This window comes from Pseudomonas flexibilis, assembly GCF_000806415.1.
Lineage (GTDB): Bacteria > Pseudomonadota > Gammaproteobacteria > Pseudomonadales > Pseudomonadaceae > Serpens > Serpens flexibilis.
In genome coordinates this window covers 837688-863726 of record NZ_JTAK01000002.1, presented here as the reverse complement: position 1 = coordinate 863726, position 26039 = coordinate 837688, and the positions used below count along the sequence as shown (strand labels likewise).

Annotated in this window: 19 protein-coding genes; 10 read left to right on the top strand and 9 right to left on the bottom strand. The window is 64.7% G+C overall.

What is annotated here, in order from left to right; translation table 11 throughout:
• The first annotated feature begins 192 nt into the window (after nucleotides 1-192).
• Genes rloA through PT85_RS07755 form a run of 3 tightly spaced genes read left to right on the top strand, consistent with a single transcriptional unit; the run spans nucleotide 193 to nucleotide 3255 of the window.
• Nucleotides 193-732, top strand: coding sequence for a retropepsin-like aspartic peptidase RloA (gene rloA / locus PT85_RS07765; protein WP_027589768.1), 540 nt, complete (start codon nucleotides 193-195; stop codon nucleotides 730-732).
• Between the two features lie 8 nt (nucleotides 733-740).
• On the top strand, nucleotides 741-2267 hold the full coding sequence (rloB, locus tag PT85_RS07760; protein WP_027589767.1) for an osmotic stress tolerance membrane protein RloB: 1527 nt from the start codon (nucleotides 741-743) through the stop codon (nucleotides 2265-2267).
• A 7-nt stretch (nucleotides 2268-2274) separates the two neighbouring features.
• Nucleotides 2275-3255, top strand: coding sequence for an alpha-L-glutamate ligase-like protein (locus PT85_RS07755; protein WP_169745311.1), 981 nt, complete (start codon nucleotides 2275-2277; stop codon nucleotides 3253-3255).
• Here the strand turns inward: PT85_RS07755 and PT85_RS07750 are convergent, their stop codons facing one another.
• The 7 genes from PT85_RS07750 to PT85_RS07720 all read right to left on the bottom strand — a co-directional run bounded on the left by PT85_RS07750 (nucleotide 3256) and on the right by PT85_RS07720 (nucleotide 13962).
• Nucleotides 3256-4380 carry a MalM family protein gene (locus PT85_RS07750; RefSeq protein WP_039606335.1) on the bottom strand — a complete coding sequence of 375 codons (1125 nt, stop codon included), beginning with the start codon at nucleotides 4378-4380 and terminating at the stop codon, nucleotides 3256-3258.
• Between the two features lie 8 nt (nucleotides 4381-4388).
• Nucleotides 4389-5981, bottom strand: a complete 1593-nt coding sequence (locus tag PT85_RS07745; RefSeq protein WP_139181978.1) for an outer membrane protein transport protein — start codon at nucleotides 5979-5981, stop codon at nucleotides 4389-4391.
• A gap of 18 nt (nucleotides 5982-5999) precedes the next feature.
• Entirely contained in the window at nucleotides 6000-7019 is a 1020-nt protein-coding gene (locus PT85_RS07740) for a transporter (RefSeq protein WP_027589763.1), read from the bottom strand.
• A gap of 60 nt (nucleotides 7020-7079) precedes the next feature.
• Nucleotides 7080-7850 (bottom strand): C39 family peptidase, encoded by a 771-nt coding sequence (locus tag PT85_RS07735; RefSeq protein ID WP_027589762.1) that lies wholly within the window; start codon nucleotides 7848-7850, stop codon nucleotides 7080-7082.
• Between the two features lie 64 nt (nucleotides 7851-7914).
• On the bottom strand, nucleotides 7915-8355 hold the full coding sequence (locus tag PT85_RS07730; protein ID WP_027589761.1) for a DUF6160 family protein: 441 nt from the start codon (nucleotides 8353-8355) through the stop codon (nucleotides 7915-7917).
• Nucleotides 8356-8572: 217 nt separating this feature from the next.
• Nucleotides 8573-11281 (bottom strand): LuxR C-terminal-related transcriptional regulator, encoded by a 2709-nt coding sequence (locus PT85_RS07725; RefSeq protein ID WP_039606334.1) that lies wholly within the window; start codon nucleotides 11279-11281, stop codon nucleotides 8573-8575.
• Complete coding sequence (locus PT85_RS07720) at nucleotides 11278-13962, bottom strand: LuxR C-terminal-related transcriptional regulator (protein ID WP_082013039.1); 2685 nt, start codon at nucleotides 13960-13962, stop codon at nucleotides 11278-11280. Before PT85_RS07720 ends, PT85_RS07725 begins: the two co-directional genes overlap by 4 nt.
• A 167-nt stretch (nucleotides 13963-14129) precedes the next feature.
• On the opposite strand from PT85_RS07720, the gene pabB reads away from it, so the two are divergent.
• The 5 genes from pabB to PT85_RS07695 all read left to right on the top strand — a co-directional run bounded on the left by pabB (nucleotide 14130) and on the right by PT85_RS07695 (nucleotide 22017).
• Nucleotides 14130-15479: an aminodeoxychorismate synthase component I gene (pabB, locus tag PT85_RS07715; RefSeq protein WP_039606333.1), complete on the top strand. Its 1350-nt coding sequence runs from the start codon at nucleotides 14130-14132 to the stop codon at nucleotides 15477-15479.
• A gap of 193 nt (nucleotides 15480-15672) precedes the next feature.
• Nucleotides 15673-19347, top strand: a complete 3675-nt coding sequence (locus PT85_RS07710) for an ATP-binding protein (protein ID WP_039606332.1) — start codon at nucleotides 15673-15675, stop codon at nucleotides 19345-19347.
• Nucleotides 19347-19988, top strand: coding sequence for a hypothetical protein (locus tag PT85_RS07705; RefSeq protein ID WP_039606331.1), 642 nt, complete (start codon nucleotides 19347-19349; stop codon nucleotides 19986-19988). The genes PT85_RS07710 and PT85_RS07705 overlap by 1 nt, the downstream gene beginning before the upstream one ends.
• Nucleotides 19985-21205, top strand: coding sequence for a hypothetical protein (locus PT85_RS07700; RefSeq protein WP_039606330.1), 1221 nt, complete (start codon nucleotides 19985-19987; stop codon nucleotides 21203-21205). The genes PT85_RS07705 and PT85_RS07700 overlap by 4 nt, the downstream gene beginning before the upstream one ends.
• Nucleotides 21190-22017 (top strand): DUF7281 domain-containing protein, encoded by an 828-nt coding sequence (locus PT85_RS07695; RefSeq protein ID WP_039606329.1) that lies wholly within the window; start codon nucleotides 21190-21192, stop codon nucleotides 22015-22017. Before PT85_RS07700 ends, PT85_RS07695 begins: the two co-directional genes overlap by 16 nt.
• A 140-nt stretch (nucleotides 22018-22157) precedes the next feature.
• Here PT85_RS07695 and thrH read toward each other — a convergent pair whose 3' ends face one another.
• The gene (gene thrH / locus PT85_RS07690) at nucleotides 22158-22775 is read right to left on the bottom strand and encodes a bifunctional phosphoserine phosphatase/homoserine phosphotransferase ThrH (RefSeq protein ID WP_039561821.1); all 618 of its coding nucleotides are present in this window, start codon (nucleotides 22773-22775) and stop codon (nucleotides 22158-22160) included.
• Nucleotides 22776-22948: 173 nt separating this feature from the next.
• On the opposite strand from thrH, the gene PT85_RS07685 reads away from it, so the two are divergent.
• On the top strand, nucleotides 22949-23683 hold the full coding sequence (locus PT85_RS07685) for a phosphoadenylyl-sulfate reductase (RefSeq protein ID WP_039606328.1): 735 nt from the start codon (nucleotides 22949-22951) through the stop codon (nucleotides 23681-23683).
• Between the two features lie 59 nt (nucleotides 23684-23742).
• On the opposite strand, the gene cysB is transcribed toward PT85_RS07685, so the two are convergent.
• A complete protein-coding gene (gene cysB / locus PT85_RS07680; protein WP_027589751.1) occupies nucleotides 23743-24714 on the bottom strand; it encodes an HTH-type transcriptional regulator CysB in 972 nt (323 codons plus the stop codon).
• A 238-nt stretch (nucleotides 24715-24952) separates the two neighbouring features.
• Between cysB and PT85_RS07675 the strand changes: the two genes are divergently transcribed.
• A complete protein-coding gene (locus tag PT85_RS07675; protein WP_027589750.1) occupies nucleotides 24953-26026 on the top strand; it encodes a 3-deoxy-7-phosphoheptulonate synthase in 1074 nt (357 codons plus the stop codon).
• The last annotated feature ends 13 nt before the right edge of the window (nucleotides 26027-26039 follow it).

The window sequence follows — 26039 nt, the reverse complement described above, 5'->3', positions numbered from 1 at the left end:
ACCTTGGTCGAGTTGTCTTTCCACCACCCGGTTCACGATCCGCCAGGCGCCGGACTTCCGGCGCCATGGTAGAATTCGCCCCGCTTGTTCCAGGGGGCGTCTCTGCATACCTTCTCCCGCGTTCCACGCGCTTGCCGGTCCGCAGCTGACTCCGGTCGGTTCAGAACCGCCACTGCCTGTACTCCAAGACCTATGAGAATTACGCCTCCCCTCCTTTTCTGCCTGTTGCTCGGCCTGGCCACTGCCAGCACCGCCGATCAGAAAACCATCTATGGTTTGAACGAATACGCCCGGATCATGGATTTCGATCTGGAACTGCCCGCCAAGCTCGACACCGGAGCCATGACCGCCTCGCTCAGTGCCCATCACATCCAGCGCTTCGAACGCGACGGGGAAACCTGGGTGCGTTTTCAGCTTGATAATGGTGACGCGGAAGGCAAACCGATCGAGCGCCCGGTGTCACGCATCAGCCGGATCAAGCGGCGCGCGGGCGATTTCGATCCTGAAGAAGGCAAAAGCTACACCGCGCGCCCGGTTATCGAGCTGCAGCTGTGCATGGGCCAGACCCTGCGCACGATCGAAGTGAACCTGACCGACCGCAGCGCCTTCCAGTACCCCCTGCTGATTGGTTCCGACGCGCTGTCCGAGTTTGCGGCCCTGGTCGATCCCAGCATTAAATACGTGGCCGGCAAGCCTGCCTGCCCTGCCCCAGAAACAACTCCCGGCGAGTAAACAGCTCCATGCGCTCACTGACTCTGCATCTGAAAATTCTCATCACCGTGCTGGTGACGCTGGGGGTGCTGACTACGGCCTACCAGATCTTCGTGCTCGGCATTCCATTGACCGAAGACGAAACCGCGGACCTGTGGAACATCGACGCCCGGGTGGAACTCCAGGCCAACCCCCGCGAGCCAGTGAAGGTGCAGATGTTCGTGCCGCCGCCGGCAGCCAGCCATGTCAGCCTCAACGAGAGCTTCATCTCCAACAACTATGGGGTCAGCGTCAACCGGGTCGATGGCAATCGCCGGGTCACCTGGTCGGCCCGGCGCGCCAGCGGCGATCAGACCCTGTACTACCGGATGGTGCTGACCAAGCGCTACGGGGGTGAGCAGAGCGAGGAAAAAGGACCGATCTTCCGCGAAAGCATCCCGGTCGAAGGGCCGGAGAAGATCGCCGCCGAAGCGCTGCTGGCCCCCATCCGCCAGCACTCCGCGGATGTGGAGACGTTCATCAGCGAGACCATCAAGCGTGTCAACAACCTGAACGACGACAACGTCGGCCTGCTACTGGGCGGCGATCGCTCCACGGCAAATAAAGCCCGCGTCATCGATCTGCTGCTGTCCATTGCCCATGTACCCATGGAGCGCGTCAACACGATCCGCCTGGCCAATGGCATCGCACAGACCCCGGAGCTGTGGCTGCGCAGCTACAACGGCACCCAGTGGCTGTACTTCAATCCGGAGACCGGCGAGCAAGGCCTGCCGGCAGACCGGCTGATCTGGTGGTTTGGCGAAGAACCGCTGATCAGCGTGGAGGGCGGGCGCAACCCGCAAGTCGAATTCACGCTGAACAACAGTCAGATCAACGCCATCCGCCTGGCGCAACTGTCGGACGCTCAGGCCCAGGCGGGTTTCCTCGAGTACTCCCTCTACGGGTTGCCGCTGCAGACCCAGCAGACCTACCAGATCATGATCATGATCCCCATCGGCGTACTGATGATCCTGATCCTGCGTAACCTTGGCGGCTTGCAGACGCTGGGCACCTTCACACCAGTGCTGATCGCCCTGGCTTTCCGGGAAACCCAGCTGGGATTCGGCATCCTGCTGTTTACCCTGGTCACGGCGCTGGGCTTGATGCTGCGTTCCTACCTCGAGCACTTGAAACTGCAGATGCTGCCGCGGTTGTCCGTGGTGCTGACCTTCGTGGTGGTGCTCATGGCGGTGATCAGCCTGCTGAGCCACAAGCTGGGCCTGGAGCGCGGCCTGTCGATCGCCCTGTTCCCCATGGTGATCCTGACCATGACCATCGAGCGCCTGTCGATCACCTGGGAAGAACGCGGCGGCGCGCACGCCTTCAAGGTCGCTATCGGCACCCTGGTGGCGGCCACTCTGGCCTACCTGCTGATGACCATTCCGGAGCTGACCTACTTCGTCTTCACCTTCCCTGGCGTGCTGCTGATCATGGTTGCCTTCATGCTGGCGATGGGTCGCTACCGCGGCTACCGGCTGACCGAACTGTTCCGCTTCAAGGCTTTCCTGAAGGACTGACACCATGCTGGGACTCTGGAAAACCTGGAAGGCCCTGGATGCCAAGGGCATCATGGGCATCAACCGCCGCAACGCGGATTACGTGCTCAAGTACAACAAGCGCAGCCTTTACCCCATCGTCGACGACAAGATCCTCACCAAACAGCGCGCGCTGGAAGCGGGGATCCATGTGCCGGAGATGTACGGGATCATCGAGACCGAGAAGCAGATCGAAGGGCTCGACCGCATCATCGGTGGGCGCAACGACTTCGTGATCAAGCCAGCCCAGGGCGCCGGCGGCGACGGCATCCTGGTGATCGCCGACCGCTTCGAGGGGCGTTACAAGACGGTTTCGGGGCGCATCATCAGCCATGAAGAGATCGAGCAGCAGCTGTCGACCATCCTGTCCGGCCTCTACTCCCTGGGTGGTCACCGGGACCGCGCACTGATCGAGTACCGCGTCACTCCGGACCCGATCTTCAAGAGCATCAGCTACGAGGGCGTGCCGGACATCCGAATCATCGTGCTGATGGGCTATCCGGTGATGGCCATGCTGCGCCTGCCCACCCGCCAGTCCAATGGCAAGGCCAACCTGCACCAGGGCGCCATCGGTGTCGGCGTGGACCTGGCCACCGGCATCACCCTGGGCGGCACCTGGCTGAACAACAAGATCATCCGTCACCCCGACACCGGCAACGCGGTGGATGGCGTGCAGTTGCCCGACTGGGACGGCTTCATGCGCCTGGCCGCCGGTTGCTATGAGCTGTGCGGGCTTGGCTACATCGGCGTCGACATGGTGCTCGACCAGGACAAGGGGCCACTGATTCTCGAGCTCAACGCACGACCCGGCCTGAACATCCAGATTGCCAACAACTGTGGCCTCACCCTGCGCACCCAGGCGGTCGAGGCGCATCTGGAAACCCTGCGCAAGGCAGCCGTGACCGAAACTCCGGAGCAGCGGGTACGCTTCGCCCAGGAAGTGTTCGGGCACGTGAAGCCCAGGGACTGATCAACGCAGCACGGTGAGTTCGAAGCTGCCGTCCTCGGCATGGCGATGGACCTGCACACCGGCCTCGTTCAGCTCCAGGGACTGCAGCGGGCGCTTGTAGGGCCGGTTGTCCAGCGTTTGTCGGGCCCGGTCCTCCTCGGTGGTCAGCAACAGGACGTAGCGCTCGCCGCGACCCCCGAAAACCGGCACCACACCCTCCAGGAAGGCGTAGCGGTGCCAGCTTTCCGGATGCAGAGTGGACACCGCCTCGCTCACCAGACGCGTGGGGCGGCGCGACTCATCGAGAAACAGCAGCGACGGATAGACCAGTTGCCGGTTGGCGAAACTGCGCACCCGCAGACCATAACGCTGCGCGGAGCGCGGCAGCTTGATGGCCACGTAACGGCTGTCAAGGTGCGGCAACCTGAGACGCGGCGAGAACCGATTGAACTCCTCGTAACGGGGCTCTTCGGTCGACAGTTCGATGATGTCGCTTTCCGCCAGCTGCTCGCAACAACGCTCCAGCAACTCCCGGTGCAACTCGGTCATCCCGGCCGCGGACTCCTGCGGCTGCCAGGCCAGTGCGGGCTGACCATCCAGACTGGGCAGCAGGGGCGACGGTCGGCTGAACGCTACCTGCCGACCTTCGCTGTATTCAACCGGTGCGGCGGCCGGCCCGACGGGGCCGCCGCGCTGGCCAACCGGCGAGTTGCGCACCCGCCCCTGATCATCGACCCAGGTGAAATAGGCACCTGCGCGATCATCCGCCTGGAAGTTGCGGCCTTCCAGCCATTCCGAATCCACATAGTCACCCTCCAGCGGATCGCGGCCGGATACCTGCGTATCGGCCGGCGCGGTCGCCGAAACATGGAAACTGCTCTGCAACGCGCCACTGGCATCTACCCAGGTGAAGTAGCGGCGCTTGGCCTCATTGCTGCCCGGAGCGTTGTTGGCCCAGCCGGCACCATCCCGACTGTTCGCTTCCGGGGTAGGTCCGCTTCGCCAGAAGCCACCGGCAGCACCCTCAGCCTGGATGAAGGTGTTATGGACACGTCCCTGGTCATCCAGCCAGGTCAGATAGCGCCCCTGCCCCGCCTCGACGGGCAGGGCCAGGATCACCCACAACAGCGGCAGCCAGTTGCGCATCTCGACTCTCAGAAGGTCGTCCGGTAACTGATCGAGAAGATATACGCCTCAACCTTGGTCTTGATATCCAGGTCGGCATACGGGTTGTAGACCATGTCCAGCAATCCCGAGCAGTTCACGTTACAGCTGGTGCCGGCGGGAATGTCCTGCTTGCTGATCAGGTAGTTGAAGCCGATATCGATCTCCGTATCCTTGTCCCAGCGATACCCGGCACCGATGCCGTAAAGGTCGGCATCGCCCAGCGGCGCGAGGATATCCGCCCGATCACTCGGGATGGATGAGCTACGCGGTTCATAGCCCACCCGCAGGCTGAGACGATCGTTGACGTCGTACTGCACGCCCAGGGCCCAGCTCCACACCGACTCGTAGCCGCGATCCAGGATGATCGAACGGTTGGTGGCGTTGTCGGGCGCAAACAGCATGGCAATGGTCAGCAGATCCAACTGACGGTCGAACTCCAGCTCCAGGTTTTCCCAGCTGCCGTAGTCGGTCCATTTCACGTCGAAATTGACCTGCCAGCGCGGCAAGGGGCGGACCTTGATCCCGGTGGAAAAATGCGCCGGATGGGTCACATCCAGGGAGACGTTGCCTTGCTCGTTCTCCCAGACGCCGTCAGGTGTGATGCTGGTGAAAATGGCGCCAAACAGTGAACTGTCGAGGCCCCTCCAGAAGTTCTGCCAGTTGTCGGTGTACTCGACGCGGTACTTGCCCTGCAGGCGCATCTTCGCTTCGCTCTGGTAGACGGCCCCCAGGGAGAACCACTCGGTCGGTTCCCAGAGGAAACCCAGGTTCCAGGTCGGCGACAGCGTCTGCTGCATGTCGACGTCCAGGTTCGCCAGGTCGGTGAAGGGACCAAAGGGCGCGCCACACAGGTTGATCAGCACATCCATCGGGTTGCCCTCGATGGTGCAGAGCGCATCCTGAACCGCGGCCACCACACCGGTGAGCATGCCTGGAGCCCGGAAATCCTGCTTCAGGGCCAGCGCCTGGTGGGAAAACCCGACCGAAAGCCCCACGGAGAACTCATCGTTGACCTGGTAGGCCACCGAAGGCGAAAAGTAGGTGATGCGCTGCAGCGCGATTTCCTGCCCCATGTAGCGGCCCGGATCATCCTTGTCGCGCCGAAAACCGACCGCCTGCGGGGTATACACGTTGGTGGCGAAGGTGAACTTCGACCCCGGCGGATTGATGGAGACCCCGGCCAGCGGCGCGACCAGCACCGGCACATCGACCGTCCCGCCCAGACCGGGCAGGTACATGGTGGAGGTGGTGGTGCGACTGCGGCTGCCCGCGATCGGATCGTTCTTGAAATTGAAGAAGTTGTCGCCGTAATGGGGCGGCGCATCGAACTCGGCACGGATATCCATCACCCCGGTCACCAGCTTCAGCGCGGTCTGGCGACCCTTGAGCTTGGAAAGCGCCGCCGGGTTGTAGTGCACCGCATCGATACCGCTGGAATCGGCGGTAATGGCGTTGCCCAGCGCCATGGCCTTGGGGTTGCCCACGGTCAGGTTCTGGGAAAACTGCGCCTGGCTTTCCATTGCCCAGAGCAAGGTCACCCCGGCAATCGCGCGCGCAAGCGGCGAAAATCGCATTTTCATGGGCTGTCCGCCTGCGCGTTATCGGGCCTTGAGGCCTTTGATATCCAGGGGCATGGAGAACCCCAGTAGGACATCCGGCGAATCCTCGGTCAGACCGAAACCGGCGTTGACGTTGACGATGCGATCCGGCGAGGTTCGCAAGCCCAGCGAAAAGTTCATGACAGCGCTGGTCTGCTCGTTGCCGTCACCGGAAACATCCGCGAAGCGAAACTTGGGCTTCAGGCTGTGGGCCATCTGGTAGGAGGTGGCCAGCGACACGTCATAGGACAGGGCGTAGGCAAAGCCCATGCTGAGCGAGAAGGTGGCGCCGGGGTAAACCTCTTCCAGCAACCGTCCACCGCGCACCTGGTCGATGTCCTTGATGGGCGCGTTGTAGGCGTACCCCAGCGAACCGAAGAGCACGACCGGGTCGAGGACATGGGAGACGTTGGCCCCCAGACCTAGGCTGTAGTAGCCATTGCCGGTCGACAGATCTCGGTTGATGTTGATGTCATAGGGGCTTTCCCCGGTGGGAAAGCCGAGGTTCGCGTAGAACGTGGTAACGGGGCGTCCGCGCACCGAGTTCCAGGGCTGCCAGCGCAGACTGGTGGAGAGATCGCCGATGCTGTAGACGTCGAGATCGCGCTCGGTATCGTACTTGGCCACCAGTGGCAGGCGCACACTGAAGGTCAGGTTGTCCCAGACACCGTAGTCGAAGGTAAAGGCGTTGGTGAAGCTGTGCTGAGCCTCGCTCTGGCCAATGACGCTGTAACTCGGCACACCCTGGCTGTCCTGGTTCGTGCGCACCGTCTGGATGGCCATGTCGCGGGTCAGTGAATAGTCGAAACCGTAAGTGAGGGTCCGCTCCCCCTTCTTGAGCAGGGTGTAGCTCTGTTCGGCCGCCTGGAATACTTCTTCCAGCGCCTTGGTGCTGTCCGCGTCGTCTTCTTTCTTGCTCAGTGCTTCCCGGGCCTGCTCGACACTGCTTTCCTCGGCATAAACCTGCCCCGCGCTGACCAGCGAGATGATCGCCAGCCACGCCAGTCCCCGAACTCCCATGGCCTACCCCTTGTTATTTTTGAATTACGGGTCGCGCGTCCGCTGCGCGATCTGTGCTTGCTATTTGCGGCGGATGTAATGGGTTTCTCGCAGTTGACCCGCGGACCCGATTTCGGTCGCCTGGTTCTCGGTGAATTTGGCCAGAACCGGGAACTCCCGAAATGCCAGCAGGCTGGTGGTCCTGTCATCGACCAGACGCATGTCTGCGTCGCTGAGGGCAAGCGCGTTCACGGGCGGACGCTCGCCCGGATACACGATGAACACGACATTCTGATCCCAGACGTCCTGAAATCGTGTCTGGGTAAAACTGATGTTGCCCAGGGCCGGATCGGCCACATAAACCCGACCTTCCTGAACCTTGCGCAGCACCACGAAATGTTTGAAACCGGCATATTCGATCGGAACGATCGCCGGATGCTCCAGGGTCACCAGATCCTGGAAGTCGGCACGGAAACCGCCGCTCTGGTAGCCCAGCGCCGCCGTGAGCCGTTTCATGTCCAGCAGCGAGAAGCCACGCCGTTCGGCGATCTTGTCGGCCTCACCATAATGGAGGAGCCCTTCCATGACCTGGCGTTCATCCAGATTGAGCCCCAGGTAATAATCCAGCACCGTGGTCAGAGCTGCCGAACCACAGCTGTAGTCGTAAGCCTGGCGGACGACGTTGCGATACTTGAGCTGACTCAGTGGCTCGACCACCACCGACTCCCGCACCGGGCCGGCGACCGTCATGCCGTGACTGACATTCACGCCGCCTTCGGGCACTGTCCGGGTGTCAACGGCCTCGGTGAAGCCCCAGACAGCCAGCAGGCTACCCAGCAGAATTTCTATCATTGCTGTTCTCTCGATCCAGGAATCCGCCGGTTGCCCGGCGGATTGTCAGGCGCGTGCCCGGGGATCAGTGACCCCAGATCCGCAGCTGGGTACCGGCCATGTTCTGGTCGATGATGGCCAGGGAGCCCAGGCTGGCACCGGTATCACCCACACGGATGGCGCCGATGGACACCTGACCGGTCATTTCCGGCAGGGTGATCTGCAGCTGATCGGTAGCGGTACCGGAAATATCAGTGGTAACCACGTCAATCATCAGCGGGTTGTCGTCAGTGATGCTGAAGCCGGTCATGGAGACGTTTTCCAGACGCAGGGTGCCGCTGCCGGAAGCATCGTTGTCGGTGTAGACGATGGCGCCGATGGTGCCATTGAAGTCACCGGCAATGCTGATGCCGTCCTGACCGCTGATACCTGCCAGGGAAGCGTCGTCCAGGGCGCGCAGATCGGCCTGAGCCATGAACGGAGCGGCGAGAACAGCGGCAGCCAGAGCCAGTTGGTTCAATTTCATTGTTGTTATCTCCAGAAGGTTCGGTTCGCTAGGGATCATCCCAGAAGCTGTCGCGGCACCCGCCTCGACAGCAGGAGCGCTTCGTCTCGCCTGCCGCAGCACCTCGGTCGACAGTCGGATAGCATCGAACTCGTCCTGCGCATAAAGCTACTGAGGCTTCGGTGACCTGCCAGCCTATCCAAGGGATGGCACAGGCCAGATGGCTTCCAGCCGAACCTCAGGCCTCACCCAGCAGGCCCAGGCTCTTGCCCTTCAGTACCGCCTGGGTACGGCTGCGCACGGCCAACTTGGCAAACAGGTTGTGCAGGTGCCATTTGATCGTGGCTTCGGAGAGGTGCACCGCCTGGGCGATATCACGGTTCGACAAGCCCGCCGCAACCAACCGGAGAATTTCCCGCTCGCGGTGGTTAACCACCTGATTCTCTTCAATTTTCTCCGGGTCTACGGTCAGCCGCCGGCACTGCTCGCGCAGCATCTCGCCCAGACTTGGCCAGGCGACCTCCGACTGCCAGGCCTCCCACAGTGGCAACAGCCACAGCGCATCATCCAGGAAGAGGCGTCGATAGCCCCGCTCCCAGGCATCACGTACGGTCTGTTCCAGCAGGTTGAACGCCTTTTCGCTGTTACCCTTGCGCCAGTACGCTACGGAGAGTAACAAGCCCAGGCGCAGACGCCGGTCGCGCTGATGTTCGCCGGCCTGCGCAGACAGCAGCGGCTCCAGAACCCCCTGGGCCTTCTCCGGGCGCCGCTCACTGAGGGCCAGGCGTGCCTGGGCCAGACTGAGGGCGGCAAAGGCGTCTGGATAGCGGCTGATGTCCAGGCGATCCAGTTGCCGCTCCAGCTGCAGGCAGGCGCGCTCCGCTTCGTTGGGACGATGCAACCACAGCAGGAAGCTCACCTTGCAGCCCATCGCCAGGGCATAGACGCGCTCGTAGCCGGGGCCCTGCAGATTCAGCAACCAGTCCTCCAGCTCCGCCAGTCCCTGCTCGGGTTCCCCGGCATAGAAGCGCGCGCGCACCATGACCAGTCTTGCCCGGTTGATCAGCTCAATGGGCGTCGCGACATCCCGCCAGGTGGTGGCCAGGGGCAGCTCGGCCAGGACCGCAGCGTGGCGATCCTGCTCGTAAAGCAGGTCGGCATAGGCCAGGGCCAGCGGCCCGCCGACCCGGCTGCGCCGGCCGAACACCCGCTCGACTCGATTGCGCGCCGCCTCGGCAATGGCACGCCCGCGCTCCAGTTCGCCATATTCCTTGCTGATCAGGGCTTCGATCAGACTGGTCACAACGTACAGGTAGGCGCTGTCCACCTGACGCAGCTCGCTGCGCGCCAGCGCGATGGCCTTGCCGGCCTCGGCAAAATCACCGAGCAAGGCCAGGGCGGCGGCCTGCACGCAGGCCAGGCTGGCACGGAAAACCGGCTGGCCGCTCGGCACCAGCGTCAGCCATTGTCGGGAAATCTTCAGGCAGGTCTCCAGCTTGTCCTGGTAGAGGAGCACCAGCGCCTTGAGCACCTGGGCGGCGCCCAGCAATTCGATCAGACCGGGCTGCGGCGTCTTGCCCCTCACCTGCAGCAGGCGTCCGCTGACCTCCTCGATCAGCGCCTCGGATTCGGCGAAGCGCTGATCGAACGCCAGCTGCCAGGCGTAGAACAGCTGAAAGACTGTGTGCTCACGGATCTGCTCGGTGGGCACCTGCTTGAGCAGGGTCAGGACCCCGTAGGCCCGGTTGCTCGCCACCAGGCGAGCGCCCTGCCGCTCCAGCAGACTGGCGGCCAGGGTGTAGTCCCGCGCGCGCAGGGCATAGGCGATGGCGCGGTCGCCGTGCCCCTGCGCCTCGCTCCAGCGGGCGGCAACCAGCAACAGCGGCGTTGGGCTGCCATTGCGCGCCAGGCGCCCCTGGAGGAATTCGGCGAACAAGTGGTGGTAACGAAACCAGTGGCCCTGGCCATCCAGCGGAATGATGAACAACTGCTCCCGTTGCAGACGTGCCAGCAGCTCGGCGCTGTCCGTGCGCCCGGTCAGCGCATCGCACAGCTCGGCGCTGAACTCGTCAAGCACGGAGGTCTGTTCCAGGAAGCGGCACAACGCCGGCGGGAGACCCGACAGCACATCCTCGGCCAGGTAGTCCGCGATGTCGCGCTCGGTGCCGCTTAAGCCGTCAATAAACGCCTTGCGGTCCGGATGGCGCGCCAACGCCAGTGCCGCCAGGTGCAGCGCGGTGATCCAGCCCTCGGTACGTTGGTAGAGCAGATCCAGCTCACGCTCGGTCAGCTCGAGGTGGCGCAGGCGCTTGATGTATTCGGCCGTCTCGGCCCGACTCAGCCGTAGGTCGCCGGCCCCGATCAGCTGGCAGGCCCCCTCGGGAAGTGCCGTTTCGTCGCGCAGGAAGCGGGGAAGGAAGCGGCTGCTGGCAACCAGGTGCAGCCGTGGCGGCATCCGGCTCAACAGATAGCGTACGGCTTCCGGAAACTCCGGATGACGAATGCGGTGCACGTCGTCGAGGATCAGATAGACGTCGCGGGGAAACCGCTGTACTTCGGCCAGAAAAGCATCGAGCAAAGCCTCCACCGGCCAGCTCGGCCCATCGCGCAGCAGCTCGGCCGTGCTGCCGCCAAAGCCGGGCTGCGCCAGCTCCAGCGCCGCCAGCACATACTCCAGCAGGCGATGCGGCTCACTGTCCGCCTCGTCGCAAGATAACCAGGCCACGCAGCAACCCGCCTGCTCCAGGCGCTGGCGCAGCAGAGCCAGCGCCGTGCTCTTGCCGTATCCGGCCGGCGCACCGAGCACCAGCAGCGGATGATGGCGTGCCTGGTAAAGGCGCTCTACCAGCAGGTCTCGCCCGAGCAGTGCCTGACTCTCCAGGCCAGCCGGAAACAGCTTGGTGCGCAGCAGGGGCGCCCGCATCGCGCCCCTTTCAAGATGGTTCATGCCAGCACTCCCAGATCGCGGGCGCGACGGATCGCCTGGGTCCGGTTACGCACCCTGAACTTCTCGTAGATGTTGTGCAGATGCCACTTCACGGTGCCCAGCGCCAGCGATAGCTGCCGGCCGATCTCGTCATTGGAGAACCCTTGGGCAGCCAGGCGAATGACCTCCAGTTCGCGCTCGGTGAGTGCCTCGGGCAAGCCATATTGCTCACTGCTGGCGGGTTGTCCCGGCCACATACCGATCAGCTCGCGCAGGAATCCCTGCAACGCCGGCTGGCGTTCGACCGCTTCCAGATGCTGCAGCAGCGCGCGTACACCTTCACCCTCTTCCACAAACAGACTGCGCATCCCTTCGCGCTCGGCCGCCAACAGGCATTGCACCAGCAGGCTCAAGGCGCGCTCCTGGTAGCCCAGGTGCTGGTAGCTGAGCGCTGCCAGGAGGTCCAGGCGCAGCCGCTGCAGCTCGTGCCAACCCGGCTGCAGCAGGGCGCGCAGCTGGGTGATCTCGTGCAGCGCCTCACTGAATTGATTGCGCGCCTGCTGCAGACGCACCCGACTCAAACCCAGCACCCACTGCACCGCATTGAAGGTGTGCTGGGGGTATGCGGCCGCCTGGCGCTGCCAATCGACTGATTTCAGGCGCTGCTCGGCACGTTTGGCGCGTTCGCCACCCGGGTCCTGCAGCAATCCGAGGATTTCCTCCCCCACCGCCTGGGCATAGAAGCGCCAGGATTGATGACGGGCGCCCAGGTTCTGCACCTCCATGAGCGTGGCCTGGGCCTCCCTGGCCTGGCCGCGCAACCGTTGCAGGCGCGCCAGACAGAGCAGGCCCTGGGCGTAGAAGTCGATGGGGTTGATGACATCCACACCCGCCAACGCGCGGCGCAAGCGCTCTTCCAGGCCCTCGAAACGCCCCTGCTGATAGGCGATCAGGCCTGCGCTGATCTGCGGCAGCACCAGCGCCGTGCTGCCGGGCTCGAAACAACCCTGGCTTCGTTCCAGCAAGCGCTCGCAGAGCATGCTGGCCTGACGCAGGCGGCCCTGTTCGTAGGCCAGAAATACCTCGATGTTGTCGAGCTGAATGTCCAGGTAGCGGCCGCTCAGGAAGTGATTACGTTGCCGGGCCAGCGCGATGAGGCGCCGGGCCTGCTCCGGCTGGGCCAGCACCGCATGGGCCAGTGCTCCCATCAGCAGCGTGGCAGCTTCGAGAAAGGCACTGTGCTGCTCGAGTCGCGCCTCGACCTTGCGCACCAGCGCCACGCACAGCTGCAGGTCATCCTTCTGCAGAGCCAGCATTGCCTTGATCGCCAGCACGGCTAGACGTCCGTCGCCCAGCGGTGTCTCGTCCTCGCTTGCCCAGCGCGCCAGCAGCTCGTCCAACAGCCGATTGGCCTCTGCCAGGGTCAGGCCGGCGGCCTTGTCCCAGACATCCACCAGCACCAGGATCGGATGGCGCTCCACCAGGGCGTCAGGGATCTTGCGCCGCCAGCGATACAGGCGGTGCAACTGGCCGCGATTGATCAGTTCCAGGCCGTAGCCGCCCACCAGGGCGGCGAGCATTTCCGAATCCTCGGCCAGACAGGCATGTTCGATAGCCAGGGTTTGCATGTGGTGGTTGGTAAACCACAGGCTGGTCTTGAACTGCAGCTGGCGATACTGCTCCGCATCGCTATGCCGCAGGAGCGACTGCAGGAAACGGCCGAATTGGCGATGAAAGCGGTACCAGCGGCGCTCCCGATCCAGGGGGATAAGGAACAACTGACGGGTCTCGAGCTCCTCGAGTAGCGCCTGACCATCGTCCCGTCCGGTCAGGGCGCAGACCAGTTCACCGCTCATTCGCGCCGGCACGCCCAGGATCAGCAACAGCTCCCGGATTTCTTGTGGCAGCGCCTCAAACAGAGGCCGCAGCAAATCGTCCAGCAGCCGGGCATAGTGGGCCAGTGCTTCCGCACGCGGCAGTGCGTCCGGCAGGGGCTGGCAGGTGAGCAGTGCGCCGGCCAGCCAGCCCTCGGTGAGCGCATGCAGGTCCTGCAGGGTTTCCTCGTCGAGCCCAGCCGGCGACACACCGCGCATCTCGTCCAGGGTCAGGCACAGTTCGCCCAGGCCGATCTCCAGCAATCGCCCCTTGGCACGCAGCACCGCCAGATTCAGCGCAGGCCGTTGCGTACAGCCAATGGCAAGGGTCAGACCCGGCGGGGCCAACTGGATGAAGCGATTGAGGGCCGAGAGCAGCTCCGTGCTGGCCGGTTGCCAGTCATCCAGCACCAGCAGCAGGGGCCGGCGCAGTTCGCCCAGCTCTGCCAGCAGGCCATCCAGTACCACACCGGGGGCTGGCCTGTCCTGGCTGGCCAGCATTTCCAGCAACGCGGTACAGAGGCCCGGCACCTGCAGGCGCAGCGCGTGTAGCAAGCGGGTCAGAAAATGGTGGGGATCGGTATCGCTGGCGGCCAGCGACAGCCAGGCGCATGCACTGCCCTGCGCCTGCCGGCTGGCGATCAGTTCGGCCAGCAACGTGCTCTTGCCGGAGCCGCTGGGCGCGCAGAGCAGAATTAGTCGGGCATCGGCGTGTTCGGCCAGCAGGTTGTGTAGCCGGGAGCGGAGCACATAGCCATCCGGCACGGGAGGCAGGAACCGCCTGGACGGATGCGCAAGGCCGCCCATCGTATCTGAGACGACGTCCATGGTCTGAATCCCTTGGTGCTTATATTTATCGTTATGATCGGGCCAACGGCCCCGCGGGATGCTCCAGATACTAATCACCCCCCCTCGACCGCGCAAACCGACAGCGGCCCTAGGACAAGCCCGGTGAGCGGAATACAATCCCCGTCACGTTATTGCCCGCGATCCCGATGCCAACCTGTCTCTGCCACGACCTGCCCTACCAGGCCGACCCCACCGAACGTTTCGCCCGCATTCGCCACGCGCCGGGAGCTGTCTTGCTGGACAGTGGCCGGCCGGGGGCCGAACGCGGACGTTATGACCTGCTGTCCGCCTGGCCATTGGCTTCGCTGAGCCCTTCGTGCGACGAAACAGCCAAGGGCTTCTTCCAGCGCCTGCGCGCAGCGCTGGGGACGCTGGGCCGGGCCGAGGCGCCGGTAGGCTGTGCGCTGCCCTTCACCGGTGGGCTGGTCGGCTACCTGTCCTACGATTTCGGCCGGCGCCTGGAACAGCTGCCCGAGCAGGCCCGTGACGACCTCGGTTTCGCCGACGCAACGCTGGGCCTGTACGCCTGGGCGCTGATCTCCGATCACCACCGGCGCACCACGCAGCTGATGTTCCACCCCACTGTCGAAACCACCGAGCGGCAGCGCCTGATCCGGCTGTTCGAAGCCGAGGCATCGGCCGAGAGCGACGCGGCCTTCCAGTTGCTCGCGCCCTTCCAGCCCGACCAGAGCGCGGCGCAGTACCAGCGTGCCGTGCAGCGCATCCTCGACTACATCCGCGCCGGCGACTGCTATCAGGTGAACTACGCCCAGCGCTTCCGCGCTCCTTGCCGGGGCGACGCCTGGCAGGCCTATCGCGCGTTGCGCGCGGCCTGCCCGACGCCCTTTTCCGGCTTCATCAGCGGACCCGACGGCGACATCCTCAGCCATTCGCCCGAGCGTTTCATCGAGGTGCGCGGCGGCCAGGTGGAAACCCGGCCGATCAAGGGCACCCGGCCGCGCGGCGCCACGCCCGACGAGGATCGCCAGCAGGCCGAGGCGCTCCTGGCCAGCACCAAGGACCGTGCCGAGAACCTGATGATCGTCGACCTGCTGCGCAACGACCTGGGGCGCAGTTGCCGGACCGGCTCGGTGCGCGTGCCCGAGCTGTTCGCGCTGGAGAGCTACCCCAACGTGCACCACCTGGTCAGCGCGGTGACCGGCGAACTGGCGGACGGCAAGGATGCCCTGGACCTGCTGGCCGGCAGCTTTCCTGGCGGCTCGATCACCGGCGCGCCGAAGATCCGCGCCATGCAGATCATCGACGAGCTGGAGCCGACCCGCCGCGCGCTGTATTGCGGCTCGCTGCTTTACCTGGACGTGCGTGGGGAGATGGACAGCTCCATCGCCATCCGCAGCCTGCTGGTCAAGGACGGGCAGATCAGCTGCTGGGGCGGCGGCGGCATCGTCATGGACTCCGACTGGCAGGCCGAGTACCGGGAATCCATTGCCAAGGTCGAGGTGCTGCTGCGCACGCTGGAGAGACTCCCCCGGTAGGGCGGTCGGCGCCTTTCCTGCCGCCGGCGGCGCGGCCGCAACGGGCACGGGAAACGTTGCCCTGCCTGCGCGGCCATGACGCGGCCACAGCGGCAAATCGCCCCAAATGTGACGAGCGCGCTCGATTGCGACTCGGCAGCGGCGTGCCGCTTGCTTAAACTGCGCCCTTGCTTCGCATCTTCGAAGGACTCGCATGCCCAGCCTGAATCGCCTCATTCTGATCAACACCCACCTCAAGGGTGTGGTGGAGCTGGTCGTGGACGACCACACCAACATCTGCGGCACCAACGCCTCCGGCAAGACCACCCTGCAGCGCCTGGTGCCGGTGTTCTACGGCGAATACCCGAGCCGCGTCGTGCCGGCCACCCGTGACAGCTTCGAGCGCTGGTACCTGCCCACCGAGCAGAGCTTCATCGTCTACGAATACCAGCGCATGGACGACGAGCCCTGCCAGGCGATCCTCGCCACCAGCAGCGACGGCCGGGGCGTGGACTACCGACTGGTACAGAAAGGCTTCGACCTGGATGACTACATCCGCAGCCGCCAGGGCGACAGCATCGTCTGCCGCACCATGAACGAACTGGGCCGGCATTTCCGTTCGCTCGGCATCGCGGTGAGTAACCAGCTCAACACCCGTCAGTACCGGGCGATCATCCAGAACGACCGCACCCTGCTCTCCAGCGACAGCCAGCGCAGCGAGCTGCGCCAGCTGGCCCGCCAGTTCTCCCTGTGCAACGGCGAACACAGCCTGCGCCATATCGAGAAGCTGGTGCGCGCGGTGCATTCGCGCGAAGGCAAGATGGAGACCATCAAGTCGATGGTCGCCGCCATCCTCGAGGAGGACGGTGTTGCCCCGCCGACCACCGGCCTCAGCGCCCAGAAGGTCGAGGACTGGATCCGCGACAGCCAGCTGATCCAGGGCTTCGCCGACCTGCGCCCGGAATTCGCCCGCCTGGAGCGCGACTTCCAGGAACTGCAAGGCTGCGAGGCGCGCCTCAGCGGTCTGTTGCAGGCCTTCCGCACCGACGAGCCGCAACTGTTCGCCCGCCAGGAAACCCTGAAGAGCGAGCTGGAGCAGATCGGCTTCGAACTCAATCGCCTGGAAGGCGACTGGAAAGAGCAGCGCGATGCGCTGAGCCTCGATCTGTCCCAGGTGCAGGCCCGCGTTCGGAGTGACGAAGAGCAGCTCAACCACATCGAGGAGCAGTATCAGCAGTATCTGGATTCCGACATCGACCAGGCCAAGGCCGATCTGGAAAAGCTCGACGGCTGGAAGCTGGAGCTGGACAACCTCAAGGAGCGTCTGCGCCTGCTCACCGAGCAGCATGCCGACGTGCAGAATGCCTACCTGGAGCGCAAGCAGATCGTCCAGGAGCGCCAGCAGGAAGCCCTGGACCGCCTGCACGGACAGGAAGGCAAGGTGCGCGACGAGCTGGCCGCCCGCACCCAGCAGCAGCACGACGCCCTGAGCCAGCTGGACAAGTCCTTTGCCAACCGCCGCCAGGAGTCGGAAACCACCTACCGCGAGCAGAAACATGCCCGCGAGCTGGAGCGCAAGGATCACGAGCAGCGCATCAACCAGTTCGGCTACAGCGAAGAGGAAAGCCGCAGCCTGGACATCTTCGACCGCCGCCTGGAAGAGGCCGACGAAAAGCGCGACGCGGCCAGCCAGCAGGTCGAGACCCTGACCCAGCAGGAACGCCAACTGCTGCGCCAGCGCGAGGAACTCGCCCAGCAGCACCAGCAGGCGGCCCGCAAGGTGGCCGAACGCGAGCAGGAAAAGAACGTCGCGGAACGCCTGCTCTACCCCGGCCAGCACACCCTGCTGGAATTCCTGCGCCGCGAGCAGCCGGGCTGGGAACAGCACCTGGGCAAGCTGATCGAGCCGGGTCTGCTGCAGCGCACCGACCTCAAGCCCGCGCTGAGCGACGCCCCGGCCGACAGCTTCCACGGCCTGCGCCTGGACCTGGCCATGCTGCCCACGCCCGAACACGCGGCCGACGAAGCCGCCCTGCGCGCCCGCGTGCAACTGGCCGAGGACAACCTGCAGGCCGCGCGCAATCAGCAGGAAGCGCTGGAGACGCAGCTGGGCGAACAGACCGCCGCGCTGGACGACCTCAACACCCGCCTGGTGCAGGCCCGCACCGAACTGCAACGCGCCAGGGACGACCGCCAGCGGCTGCGCGAGGAGCGCGCCGCCCTCAAGGAGCGCCTCGACGCCGCCCTCGCCGAACGCCGCCTGGAAGCGCGCAAGCAACTGAGTGCGCTGGACGAAAGCCTGGCCCGCCTGAGCGCCGAACACGGCCTGTTGCTGAACGAACTGGCCGAGCAGCACCAGGACGCGCGCCTGGAAGCCTCGGCCCACTGGCAGCAGGTGATCCAGGATCTGGAGCAGCGCCTGGCGCAGCTGCGCGGCCAGATGGACGAGCAGCGCGCCCAGGGCAAGACCGAACTGGCCGCCTGCGAAAGCTGGTACCGCAACGAGCTCAAGTCCCGTGGCGTCGACGAAGCCCAGCTGATCGAGCTGAAGAACGGTATCCGCCAACGCGAGCAGCGCATCCGCGAAACCGAGGCGTTGCGTTCCGAGGTGCTCCGTTACGAGGAGTGGTACGCGGTCACCTGGCTCAAGCGCAAGCCGCAGCTGCACGACGACCTGGTCGCCCGGCGCGCCGAGGCCAGCGACCTCAAGCAGAGGCTCGACAGCGCCACCCAGGCCTACAAGCGCCAGCGCGACCAGCTTGAGCAGCAGCGCAAGCAGGGCCTGCAGCAGCAGGGCCAGATTGGCGAGCAGCTGGACCTGCTCAAGGGCCTGCTGCGCCGCCTCGGCGAGTGCAAGCTGCCGCGCGACGGCATACCACCGGAAGGCGAACTGGACGAGCGCCTGCGCCTCGGCCAGGAGCTGCTGCACAGCCGCGACGCGTTGATGACCACCATCAAGCAGCACGTCGACCGCTTCGACAGCCTGCTGGCCGGCAAGAGCGGCTCCAGCCTCACCGAGACCTGGGAACGCGGCCGCGAGGAATGCACGCTGGTCAGCGAGCGCGGCGTGCCAACCCTGGATTACCGCCGGCTGGTGCCGGTGCTCGCGCAACTGCTCAACGAGCTGGTGCCGCAGAGCATCCGCGGCCTGCTGGAGCAGGGGCGCATCTTCGGCAAGGACCTGTACGACTACTTCGACGTGCTGGCCGACATCGACAAGCGCATCGCCAGCCAGAGCGCGCGCATCACCCGCGAGGTCAGCGACGAGCTGTTCCTCGACGGGGTGTCCAATTCGGCGGTGACCATCCGCTCGCGCATCACCGAGCTTGAATTCTGGCCGGAGCTGCGCAGCTTCGTGAACGCCTACCGCGAATGGCAGGACAGCGGCTTCGCCGAACTGCCCGGCGAGGACTACACCGGCAGCATGCGCCGCGCCCTGGAAGTGCTCGGCCGCTCGGCCCTGAGCAGCGGCATCGCGGGCTTGCTGGAAATCGAGCTACGTCTGCGCGAGGGCAACAGCGACCTGGTGATCCGCACCGACCGCCAGCTCAACGAATCCTCCAGCCACGGCATGGCCTACCTGATCCTCTGCAAGTTTCTGCTGGCTTTCACCCGCCTGCTGCGCGGCGACGCGCCGGCGATGATCCACTGGCCGATCGACGAACTGGGCACGCTGCACCACAACAACGTGAAGAAGATCTTCGACGCCTGCACCAGCAACCGCATCCGCATCCTCGCCGCCTTCCCCAACCCGGATTCCGAGGTGCTGTCGCTGTTCAGCAACCGCTACATCGTCAACAAGCAGACCCGCCAGCTGCAGGTGGTCAAGCCGCGCCTGGATGTGATCGGCGAGCGCCTGAAAGCCCGCCAGACCGAGGAGACCGTCTGATGCTTTCCAACAAGGGACAGGTCATCGAACGCCTGCTGCAGGGCAGCTTCATCTGCCGCACCACCGATGAGGAAGGCTGGCGCTTCCTGAAGAACCCGGCCAACCGCGAACAGGTGGACGACTACCTGAGCACCCTCAATCGGGTCGTGGCCAGCGTGGGCAGCGGCGCCGAGGCGGAAGTGTTCTATTGCGCCTACCGCCAGCTGGGCGAGAACGAGCGCAAGGTCGTGGGCCAGCAGTTTCGCGACGTCTGCAATGCCCTAACCCCGCTGGTGGAATGGCTGCTGCTGGTGCAGGAAGCCAGCGCCCAGGACGCGCCGCTGACCGAGGGCAGTCCGATTCGTCTGAATGAACTGCAGGGCATCGTCGAGGACACCCCGGCCTTCCGCGAGCAGTTGGCGCGCATCAGCCACTACCGGCTGTTCGGCTCCACCAGCGCCAGCGTCGACGCACAAATCAAGCAGGTGTTCAAGAAGCTCTGCGACATGGGCTACCTGATCCGCCCCAACCCGGAAAAGCAGATTTACATCGGCACCGGCAAGCTGGATTACCTCTACGAGGTGATCCGCTTCATCGACGAAGCCGAAGGCCTGGCGCTGGAGGATCGCGCCGAGGCCGCCAGCCAGAGCAGTCTGCTATGAGCGGCAACCTGCACCAGGCCGGCGTGCGCTTCCTGCGCCAGCTGGGCCGCCACGCCGAACCCATCATGGACGCCTACCTGGCCGGCTCCATCAGCGACGAGGCGCTGGAGCCCGGCGTGCAGGAGCGCCTGGTCAAGGACGGCATCCTCTACCGCCCGGAGCCCGGCGCCGACCTGCACCTGCGCCGCACGGTGCGCGCCCTGCTGGAAGAGGCGCTGAAGGACGACCGCAACCGGCAGATCGACGCCAACACCGGCGCCACCCTGGCCACTTTCCGCACGCTGGCCGCCCACTACACCGAGGCGCGTCACCAGGGCGACTTCGCCGCCGCCGACGCCTATCTGGCCGATCTGCGCGAGCACGTCTACAGCTTCTGCGAAGGCCTGGGGCACGGCATTCGCGTGCTGTGGAGCCGCATCAACAACGAGTTCGGCTACGTCGGCAGCCTGAACGCCAAGATCCGCGAGAACGAACTGGCGCAGACCCAGGTCAGCGAAATGCTCGCCGGTCTGGAGCTGATCGACTTCCAGGATCTGGCCGACACCGCCGGCGACCTGCGCGAACTGCGCCGCCTGCTGGTCACCAGCCTGCAGCGCAGCGTCAGCGACGCCTATCTGGAACTGGGCGTGGTGCAGGCACGCCTGCTCGACCTGCTCGGCCGCTTCCGCAAGATCCAGGGCCGAACCCGCCTGCTGCGTGGCTGGAGCCTGCATGTGGAGCAGCAGCCGGACTATCAGCCCGGCCAGCACACCGCCCTGCCGCAGATGCCGCACTTGCTCAACCTGGCCGAGGCGCTGCTCGCCCCGGCCGCCGTGGATATCCACGACAGCGTGCAGGAAGCCGAACTGCTGGCCCTGGCCGCGCAGGTGCGTGCGCAGCGCGAGGAGCGCGCCCTGGTGGCCCTGCCGGAAGCCGGCGAAACGCTGCTGGGCGAGGTGGAAAGCTTCGAGGTGCAGGCCAGCCCGATCCAGGAGGCCGTGCAGGAGTATCTCTGCCAGGTGATCGAGCGCGGCCAGCCGATTTCCGCGCTCGCCTGGCGCGCCGAACAGCGCCTGCCCTGGGACGAGGAAACCTGGCTGTACCAGGTGATCGGCGGCTACGAGGCGCTACCCGACGAGCAGAAGGACTACTTCGAGCTGCTGCCCGAAGGCGAGGACCATCCGGTGTTCAGCGGCAACTTCATCGTGCGGGACCTGGCGCTGTGCCTGTCAGCCTAGGCAGAAGTCACGCCAGGGCGCTGCATCATCTGCTGCGCAACCACCTGCTGGAGGTGGCCTGCAACGCAACCTGGCAGGACATTCACCGGGCGTTTGAACTGGGCCGGGTGGAGCGCCGCCGCCTGACGTTCACCCCACGCGAGCGCGAGCTGCTGCGCGAGGAAGCCAAGCGGCATTTTGGCTGGGACCTGATCGAGCCGCTGCCGGCCGAGGACCGCATCCAGGCGGCGACCCAGGCCATCGACGAAAAGCTCGCGCCGCAGCGGCCCGATGACGGTTTCGTGCTGGCCAAGGGCGCGCTGCCTGCGCCGCTGCCCGCCCTGCCCACCGGCTGTGCATTACGCGTTGCGCTGGATCAGTTGGAGGTGGCAGCCATCGGCAGCGTACTGGTGGTCGAGAACCTCGACTGTTTCGACCAGATTCACCGTTTCCAGCTACCCGACAACCTGGGCGATGCGCTTGTGCTGTACCGAGGGCATGGCGCCGCCACGCGCGGCACGCGGCAGTTGCTGCAACGCCTGCCCGTCTCGGTTCCGGTTGTCGTCTTTGCGGACTACGACCCGGCGGGCCTGGTGATTGCCGCGACGCTGCCGCAGGCCAGTCACCTGCTGGTGCCGCAGCTCACCCCGGAGCTGCTGGCCAAGGGCAGCCGCGAGCATTTCCAACGGCAGCATCTGCAGGCCAGGCATCTGGACAACAGCGCGCTGGGCGGTTGGCAAGCGGTGTGGGCGGAGATGAAACTGGGCGGGGTCAGCGTCAAGCAGCAGCATATGCTGGCTATGGGTGCGCCGCTGCATTGCATTGACCGGTAGGGCGGTCAGCTTTTTTTCTCTGGAATCCCGATTAGTGGCAATGGTGGACAAGAACAACGTTGTCCACCCTACGGCTCGACCGGCGTACGCGCGCAGGCACAAAAAAGGCGGCCACCGGGGCCGCCTTTTCCTGCTGGTTCTTACAGGCTCAACGGGCGATTCGACGCCTTGAGGAATTCCTGCTTCAGGTCCGCATAGGTATGCACCGCCGGGAACTGCGGGAACTCGCGGATGACGTTGTCCGGCGCGTGGAACAGGATGCCGGCATGCGCCTCGGACAGCATGGTGGTGTCGTTGTAGGAGTCACCGGCCGCAATCACGCGGTAGTAGAGGCTCTTCAGCGCGATGACGGACTGGCGCTTGGGGTCCTTCTGGCGCAGCTGGTAGCCCACCACGCGGTCGGTCTCGTCGACCACCAGCTTGTGGCACAGCAGGGTCGGGAAGCCCAGCTGGCGCATCAGCGGCTGGGAGAATTCGTAGAAGGTGTCGGACAGGATGACGACCTGGAAGCGCTCGCGCAGCCAGTCGACGAACTCGACAGCGCCTTCCAGCGGCTTCAGGGTGGCGATCACTTCCTGGATGTCGCGCAGCTTCAGGCCGTGCTCATCGAGGATGCGCAGGCGCTGCTTCATCAGCACGTCGTAGTCGGGAATGTCCCGGGTGGTCGCCTTCAGCGCCTCGATGCCGGTTTTTTCCGCAAACGCGATCCAGATTTCCGGGACCAATACGCCTTCCAGGTCGAGACAAGCGATCTCCACGAGAACACTCCTAGGGTGAGGTGAGAAAGGGCCGCACTCTAGCCGGTCGGCACAGGCGGCGCAATTGGACTCTTATAACCGGCCGGGTGGGTACGGCGCATTTTGGTTATTTAATTGCATAGGTTGCCCGGTGCTACCATCGCGGCCCCAGGTTGCAACCCGCCGAGAGCCGCATGATCGAGCCCAGCCACATTGCCGAACTGGCAGCCCGCTACGCCGAGAAATCGCCCCAGGACATCCTCAAGCTCGCCTTCGAGCACTTCGGTGACGACCTGTGGTTGTCCTTCAGCGGCGCGGAAGACGTGGTGCTGGTGGACATGGCCTGGAAGCTCAACCGGAACGTCAGGGTGTTCAGCCTGGACACCGGGCGCCTGCATCCGGAGACCTACCGCTTCATCGAGCAGGTGCGCGAGCACTACTCGCTGCCCATCGAGATCCTCAGTCCGGACCACGCCCGCCTGGAGGCCCTGGTGCGCGAGAAGGGCCTGTTCAGCTTCTACAAGGACGGCCACGGCGAATGCTGCGGCATCCGCAAGATCGAACCGCTGCGCCGAAAGCTGGCCGGCGTGCGCGCCTGGGCCACCGGCCAGCGCCGCGACCAGAGCCCCGGCACGCGCAGCCAGGTCGCCGCACTGGAACTGGATGCCGCTTTCTCGACGCCGGAACGGCCGCTGTACAAGTTCAACCCGCTGGCGCAGATGACCAGCGCCGAAGTCTGGGGCTACATCCGCATGCTGGAGCTGCCCTACAACCCGCTGCACGAGCGCGGCTTCATCAGCATCGGCTGCGAACCCTGCACCCGCCCGGTGCTGCCCAACCAGCACGAGCGCGAAGGCCGCTGGTGGTGGGAAGAAGCCACCCACAAGGAATGCGGCCTGCACGCCGGCAACCTGATCCACAAGGGTTGAAACCCAGAAACAAAACAGCCGGCATGCAAGCCGGCTGTTTTGTTTTTGCAGGTTTGCGGTCAGTAGACCGGCAACTCCACATTCGCGAACAGCTCGTCCAGCTCCAGCTTGTTGCGGCATTGCACGGCTCTGGCCTGTACCTCGCGGGTCAGGTGCGGGGCGAAGGATTCGATGAAATCGCTCATGAAGCCGCGCAGGAAGGTGCCGCGGCGGAAACCGATCTTGGTCACGCTGGACTCGAACAGCTCGCTGGCATCCAGGGTCACCAGGTCGTCGTCGTGCTCGTCCACCGCCATGTGCGCCACGATGCCCACGCCCAGCCCGAGGCGCACGTAGGTCTTGATCACGTCGGCATCCGCGGCGGTGAACACCACCTTGGGTGACAGTCCGCGTCGGCTGAAGGCCTCGTCGAGCTTGGAACGCCCGGTGAAGCCGAACACGTAGGTGACGATCGGGTGCTCGGCAAGCGCCTCCAGGGTCAGCTTGGGCAGCGCGGCCAGGGGATGTCCCTTGGGTACGATCACGCAGCGGTTCCAGCGGTAGCAGGGCATCATGATCAGGTCGCCGTACATCTCCAGACCTTCGGTGGCGATGGCGAAATCTACCGTGCCGTCGGCGGCCATCTCGGCAATCTGCGTCGGCGAGCCCTGATGCATGTGCAGCGTCACGTCCGGGTAACGCTTGATGAAGCGGTCGATCACTTTCGGCAGGGCATAGCGCGCCTGGGTGTGGGTGGTGGCGATGGACAGGTTGCCCTTCTTCTCGTTGGAGAACTCCTGGGCGATCTGCTTGATGCTTTCCACCTTGCGCAGGATCTCGCCAGCGGTCTGGATGATGTATTCCCCGGCCGGGGTGACGCGGGTCAGGTGCTTGCCGCTGCGGGCGAACACTTCGACGCCGAGTTCGTCTTCCAGCAGCCGGATCTGCTTGCTGATGCCCGGCTGGGACGTATAGAGGCTCTGGGCCGTCGCCGAGACGTTCAAATCGTGGTGCGCCACCTCCCAGATGTAGCGCAGTTGCTGAAGCTTCATGTGTGATCCTCTTTCGACTCGAACGCCGCCTTGCTTATAACCATATCGCGAGTATACGAGCAAAGAAAAAAGTCATTCAGCAATAGTAGTGCGGCATAAATCCACGTCGACGCCGCCCTGTCCCATTGTCGAGCCAAGGGCTGTCGCGTTATGGTGCGCCCTCCCCGCCTCCGCGCCTCCAGCTGTGCTCGCCGCAAGGGGATGCCAGGCGGCCGGCTCTGTGATTACGAGTACCTCGATGGCTGATTTACCGATCAACGACCTGAACGTTGCTTCCAACGAAGCCCTGATCACTCCCGAGCAGCTCAAACGCGAGATGCCGCTCAGTGACACCGCCCTGCAGACCGTCAGCCACGGCCGCCAGGTGGTACGCGACATCCTCGACGGCAAGGACCACCGTCTGTTCCTGGTGATTGGCCCCTGCTCCATTCACGACCTCAAGGCGGCGCACGAGTACGCCGAGCGGCTCAAGGCGCTGGCGGAAGAGGTCTCCGACACCCTGTTCCTGGTGATGCGCGTGTACTTCGAGAAGCCGCGTACCACCGTGGGCTGGAAGGGCCTGATCAACGATCCGTACCTGGACGACTCCTTCAAAATCCAGGATGGCCTGAACATCGGGCGCCGCCTGCTGCTGGACCTGGCCGAGATGGGCCTGCCGACCGCCACCGAGGCGCTGGACCCGATTTCGCCGCAGTACCTGCAGGACCTGATCAGCTGGTCCGCCATCGGCGCACGTACCACCGAATCCCAGACCCACCGGGAAATGGCCTCGGGCCTGTCTTCGGCCGTGGGCTTCAAGAACGGCACCGACGGCGGCCTGGCCGTGGCCATCAACGCCTTGCAATCGGTTTCCCGTCCGCACCGTTTCCTGGGTATCAACCAGCAGGGCGCGGTCTCCATCGTCACCACCAAGGGCAACCCTTATGCCCACGTGGTGTTGCGTGGCGGCAACGGCAAGCCCAACTACGACTCGGTGAGCGTGGCCCTGTGCGAGCAGGAGCTGACCAAGGGCGGCATCAAGCCGAACATCATGGTCGACTGCAGCCATGCCAACTCCAACAAGGATCCGGCACTGCAACCGCTGGTGATGGAGAACGTGGCCAACCAGATCGTCGAGGGCAACAGCTCGATCATCGGCCTGATGGTGGAGAGTCACCTGGGCTGGGGCAGCCAGAGCATTCCCAAGGACCTGTGCCAGCTCAAGTACGGCGTGTCCATCACCGATGCCTGCATCGATTGGGACACCACCGAGAAGGCCGTGCTGGCCATGCGCGACAAGCTCAGGGATGTGTTGCCCAAGCGCCAGCGCTGATCAACCCGGAACG